This is a genomic window from Rhodoferax sp., from assembly GCF_014859475.1.
Taxonomy (GTDB): Bacteria; Pseudomonadota; Gammaproteobacteria; order Burkholderiales; family Burkholderiaceae_C; genus Rhodoferax.
The window spans coordinates 1-4,598 of sequence record NZ_JACUUE010000201.1 but is presented as its reverse complement, the minus strand read 5'-3'; the positions used below and the strand labels follow the sequence as shown (position 1 = coordinate 4,598).

At 56.5% G+C, this 4,598-nt stretch carries 9 protein-coding genes and 1 pseudogene; 8 read left to right on the top strand and 2 right to left on the bottom strand.

Annotated elements, in window-relative coordinates:
- Positions 1 to 100 precede the first annotated feature (100 nt).
- Together IBX54_RS12910 and IBX54_RS15270 are read left to right on the top strand one after the other, a co-directional pair.
- Positions 101 to 316 (top strand): BrnA antitoxin family protein, encoded by a 216-nt coding sequence (locus tag IBX54_RS12910; protein ID WP_296543062.1) that lies wholly within the window; start codon positions 101 to 103, stop codon positions 314 to 316.
- A 302-nt stretch (positions 317 to 618) separates the two neighbouring features.
- Positions 619 to 870, top strand: coding sequence for a helix-turn-helix domain-containing protein (locus IBX54_RS15270; protein ID WP_367141842.1), 252 nt, complete (start codon positions 619 to 621; stop codon positions 868 to 870).
- Positions 871 to 875: 5 nt separating this feature from the next.
- Here the strand turns inward: IBX54_RS15270 and IBX54_RS12905 are convergent, their stop codons facing one another.
- Complete coding sequence (locus IBX54_RS12905) at positions 876 to 1,229, bottom strand: HigA family addiction module antitoxin (protein ID WP_296543061.1); 354 nt, start codon at positions 1,227 to 1,229, stop codon at positions 876 to 878.
- Positions 1,230 to 1,241: 12 nt separating this feature from the next.
- Positions 1,242 to 1,523: a type II toxin-antitoxin system RelE/ParE family toxin gene (locus tag IBX54_RS12900; protein ID WP_296543060.1), complete on the bottom strand. Its 282-nt coding sequence runs from the start codon at positions 1,521 to 1,523 to the stop codon at positions 1,242 to 1,244.
- Positions 1,524 to 1,756: 233 nt separating this feature from the next.
- Between IBX54_RS12900 and IBX54_RS12895 the strand changes: the two are divergent.
- From IBX54_RS12895 to IBX54_RS12870, 6 genes and pseudogenes are all read left to right on the top strand, one after another.
- Positions 1,757 to 2,137, top strand: a pseudogene (locus IBX54_RS12895) (preprotein translocase); the annotation flags it as partial.
- 34 nt (positions 2,138 to 2,171) lie between these two features.
- Positions 2,172 to 2,456 carry a BrnT family toxin gene (locus IBX54_RS12890; protein ID WP_296543059.1) on the top strand — a complete coding sequence of 95 codons (285 nt, stop codon included), beginning with the start codon at positions 2,172 to 2,174 and terminating at the stop codon, positions 2,454 to 2,456.
- Positions 2,440 to 2,739 carry a BrnA antitoxin family protein gene (locus tag IBX54_RS12885; protein ID WP_296543058.1) on the top strand — a complete coding sequence of 100 codons (300 nt, stop codon included), beginning with the start codon at positions 2,440 to 2,442 and terminating at the stop codon, positions 2,737 to 2,739. The genes IBX54_RS12890 and IBX54_RS12885 overlap by 17 nt, the downstream gene beginning before the upstream one ends.
- Positions 2,740 to 2,775: 36 nt before the next feature.
- On the top strand, positions 2,776 to 3,246 hold the full coding sequence (locus IBX54_RS15265; RefSeq protein ID WP_367141841.1) for a hypothetical protein: 471 nt from the start codon (positions 2,776 to 2,778) through the stop codon (positions 3,244 to 3,246).
- The gene (locus IBX54_RS12875; RefSeq protein WP_296543057.1) at positions 3,243 to 3,440 is read left to right on the top strand and encodes a hypothetical protein; all 198 of its coding nucleotides are present in this window, start codon (positions 3,243 to 3,245) and stop codon (positions 3,438 to 3,440) included. The genes IBX54_RS15265 and IBX54_RS12875 overlap by 4 nt, the downstream gene beginning before the upstream one ends.
- A gap of 181 nt (positions 3,441 to 3,621) precedes the next feature.
- Positions 3,622 to 4,020 (top strand): single-stranded DNA-binding protein, encoded by a 399-nt coding sequence (locus tag IBX54_RS12870; RefSeq protein WP_296543056.1) that lies wholly within the window; start codon positions 3,622 to 3,624, stop codon positions 4,018 to 4,020.
- Positions 4,021 to 4,598 lie beyond the last annotated feature (578 nt).

Below are 4,598 nucleotides of genomic sequence, written 5' to 3'. Positions count from 1 at the left end.
GGTGGCAAGGCGTGCCAACGTGGGCGACAAGACCCTGTTCAAAGCCCTGAGCGCCGCATCATCAGCTTGAGAAAAGCCAACCGTCGAGAGGTGAATCACTATGCCGAAAACAATTAAGACCCGCAGTGGCCGCGTGCTGGTTTTGCCAACACTGGCCGAAGATGCCACTATTGCCAATGGCACCAAGAGACAAATCACATTGCGTCTGGATGCCGACCTGATAGACACATTCAAGGCATCCGGCGACGGCTGGCAGACCCGCATCAATGCCGTGCTGCGTGACGCTGTGGCACATGGCTTGGTGAAGGCCGGGTAACAGTTTTGCCCCAGCTAGACCCGATTCGAAACCGGGTTGAAAAGTCGGACACCGTAGCCGTACCCTGCACAGTTGAGCGCAGTGATTTGCAAAGTGCACCAGGTACGGTGGCCGCTTCACCCATTCAACCAGGTGTTACAGTTCAGCCGGGCTCATCGCCCCCGCGCTTTACCTCCCTGAGTGCGGCCCCGCAAGGGGTTACACGCCCGGACTTTGTGCCGGGTTTTTTTTGAACGACTGAAACGAGCACCGATCACTGAAAAGACCGCACAAAGCGGCCAGGGGTATCAAAACAATTTGCCCTGACAGCCATTCGCACCGCCCACCAGGGCATCAGCGCCCAGGCCCAACGCGAACGGCTTCACGCGGCTCTGCCGCAAGGCCCGGTCACCACCTTCGAGGCTTCGCGTCACCTTGACTGCTACTGCCCGACCAAGCGAATAGCGGAGATGCGCCGGGACGGCTTGCGAATCGAAACGGTGACAGAAATCACCGTAACCGAATCAGGCAACAAGCACCGCGTCGGCAACTATGTGCTGATGGCGGAATCATGAACAGATCACGCCGACTCAGCTTCGCGCCTCACGATACGCGCCAGAACATCAACCATCGCAGCGCGAGCAACGGCAACATCAAAATCAGCTTGCAGGCCGACCCAGAATTCAACACTGGTGCCAAAGTATTTGGCCAGGCGCAGCGCAGTATCCGCAGTCACCGTCCGGCGCTCGCGCACGATGTCATTGATTCGCGGTGCGGGTACTTGCAGCGCCATCGCCAGCGCATGCCCAGTCATGCCCAGCGGTATCAAAAACTCTTCACGCAGTATTTCGCCAGGGTGAATCGGGCGCAGTCGTTCGCCCGTGACCACATCGCTGACATCCAAGCATTCCAACTGGTTACGGTCAATTCCCATTTTTTCGCCCCTTCAGTGGTAGTCCACAATCTCAACATCAAAAGCATTCCCATCAGCAAAACGGAAGCACACGCGCCACTGGTCATTAATGCGAATACTGTGCTGCCCCTTGCGATCACGCTTCAACGCCTCAAGCCTGTTACCAGGTGGTACAAGCAAGTCGTTCAACTTCGCGCTGGAGTCAATCATCTTGAGCTTGCGCAGCGCCAAAGGCTGTATCTCTCTGGGCAAACCCTTGACCACAAGGCCCATAAAAACAGCCGCCGTGGTCTTGTCTTTGAACGATTGAATCATGATGGAGATTATTTAACGTCTTGCGTTAACCGTCAAGCGTTATTTATTTTCTACAGAATCGGTAAAAGTCCGTGCCAGCCAGGATTTGGCCATGGTAGAGTCCGGCTTCGGTTTGGAAGCCCATCAAAACAAGGCGCAACAGCTACGCGCCGTGAAAACGACAGTAGCTTTTTTTATGTCCCGAGTTGCGCGGGCAGCACGGCTCCATTTTTGGCAGGCCGCGCTGGTCGGCATCGACCTGGATTCACCACCTTATCGCTGGCCTGCCCAAGCGTGGCGAATGGGTCTTTGCTGGCGCTGGCGACAAGGCACTGACCCGCCGGGCAAAAAACCTAAGCACCGCCTGCGAAGTGGCCGGGGTTGACCATGTTTCCCTGCATGGCCTGCGCCGTTCATTCAAAAGCCTGACCGAGTGGCTGGAAATACCCGCTGGCGTGGTGGCGCAACTGATGGGGCACAAACCCAGCGCCACGGCTGAAAAGCATTACACGGTAAGACCGCTTGACCTGCTGCGCGTGCATCACGAAAAGATTGAAGCGTGGATTCTGGAACAGGCCGGGGTGACGTTCGATGCCAAGGCCGAACCCGGCAAGCTGGCGCTGGTGGCTGCTTGACTTGCATAATTAATAAACGTAACTACAATAACCCATGACGACAATCACCTACGACCCAGCAAAGGACGTAACGAATCGGCTGAAGCATGGCGTATCGCTGGCGCTGGCAAACGAACTTGAATGGGCCTCGCTGGAATGCAAGACAGACACGCGCCGCGACTATGGCGAACCGCGTCAGATTGGTTATGCCCTTGCAGGAAGCCGCCTGTATTGCGTGGTGTTTGTCGACCGTCCTGAAGATGCACCGACAGAGCGCCGCATCATCAGCTTGAGAAAAGCCAACCGTCGAGAGGTGAATCACTATGCCGAAAACAATTAAGACCCGCAGTGGCCGCGTGCTGGTTTTGCCAACACTGGCCGAAGATGCCACTATTGCCAATGGCATTACCCAAGACCCCGACACCTACGAGCCGAGCGACCTTGAACTCAGCTTGATGCGTCGCCCTGGTCGACCTATTGGCAGTGGCACCAAGAAACAAATCACATTGCGTCTGGATGCCGACTTGATAGACACATTCAAGGCATCCGGCGACGGCTGGCAGACCCGCATCAATGCCGTGCTGCGTGACGCTGTGGCACATGGCGTGGTGAAGACCGGGTAACAGTTTTGCCCCAGCTAGACCCGATTCGAAACCGGGTTGAAAAGCCAGTCCTCCCCTGGCCTGCTGGTGCGCTGCATTCTTGGAATTGCCGACACAGATTATTTGCGAGCATGGGAACAGCAATGCGCCCTGGACGAAGTGCAAGCCAACATCCGGGAAATAACGGCACTCAAGGCGATGACCATTGCAGAGATTCAATATCGTGATGGCCGCTTGAAAGAGTTGTCGGGCGAGCTTGCAAGGTTGCAACAACCTGCGCCATTGGTGGCAAACCAGACCGGGGCCGGGGTGACTGCGCATGAGACAGTAGAGCAACGCTTCACGCCGCTGGAGCTTGAAACCCGCCCCACTACGGACACCGCCGCCGCTTGGTACTTGCGAAAAGCGCCCCAGACTTTACGCATTTGGGCCTGTAGAGAAAATGGGCCGATTCGACCAATTCGCGTAGGTGCAAACCTTCATTGGCCGGTGGCTGACATTCGCCGCTTGCTGGGGGTGACGGCATGAGCCGCCGCTACACCTGCCCCCAAAAAGGCGACGGGCTGGGCGCACCACACGACCAACCCGTCAAGACACTAACCAAATACGTCGCTGATTTTATCGCCGCTGCTACCAGGTACGCAACATTCAGCGCCGGATTGAACGCTCTGTTTCTGGTGCTGGTACTGCAATTCTTGGCGATGGCCTGGGGGGTGCTGTGATGACCGAATGCAACCCAAACCAGACCAAGTTCTCAGGCACTGAAAACCCACGCCATTTGCGCGTGATTCAGGCCCTGATGACACGCCCGATGCCACGGGTGCATTGTGCGCGGTGCTGAATCTTAGGTTTTCTCAGGAGATTCGAAGCGTTTACAGCCCTACCGGGCAAGGATAAACAAAAATGATTGATGCACTGGTGGCAGGAAAATTACACGGGCTGGCTGAGGCGCGACAGAGCAAGCAGGGCAAGCCGTTTGTGACCGCGAAAGTCCGAGCCGCTGCTGGCAACGGTGAAAGGCTGTTCGTGAACGTGATTGCCTTCGATGGAGCAACCTGCGCTGCGCTGCTGGCGCTGGGTGACGGTGACCCGGTGGCTCTGACTGGTGCGCTGACTCCGAAGGCATGGGCCGACCGCGCTGGCAACGTGCGTCCAGCTCTAGACCTACTGGCGCATGGGCTGATGACCCCGTACCACATTAACCGCAAGCGCCGCGTGATGAACACCGGGCAGGACACTGCGCCAGCAAGCGGGCAGGATGGCGATGGATGGCAAAACATGGGCGAGCCGTGGGAAGCCTGACCGACACCGAGCGCCGCAAACATACTCAGAAATGCTTGTTATCAATTGTTAGTCTTGCCACCGCCACCCTTTCTGCTTTGGCCTGCCGACCGGATGTAGGAGTGGCCGGTCACAAAAAACCCGCTGCCGGTTCATGGCAGAAACCTATCAGGCATGTTTTATGCGGGCTGCATATTCTGTGCCATTTATTTTCAATAGCCTTGCGCTATGACACTGCAATGAAATTCTGTGGGTTCGCTGGGGCATGGCCGGGATATGCGCCAGCACGCCGGACTGATTCAATCGAGCCTGAGCCGTTCTGATGGCCCTGCGATGGCGCGACAAGGGTTCTATTTGAAGTCCGACCCTTTGAGCACACCGACACGCCGGGATATGTGATTGTCACGAAATTCGGCTGAACAGTGGCATTTGCTGGCGCTGGATTTGGTGCGAAACCATGTACCGCAGTCTGTAAACAGTCTGTAAACGCACCAAAGAAAAAGGGTTTGCTACTGTTTTGATAGTGGCGAACCCTTTGTTTATTTGGTGGCCCGGGGCGGAATCGAACCACCGACACAAGGATTTTCAATCCTCTGCTC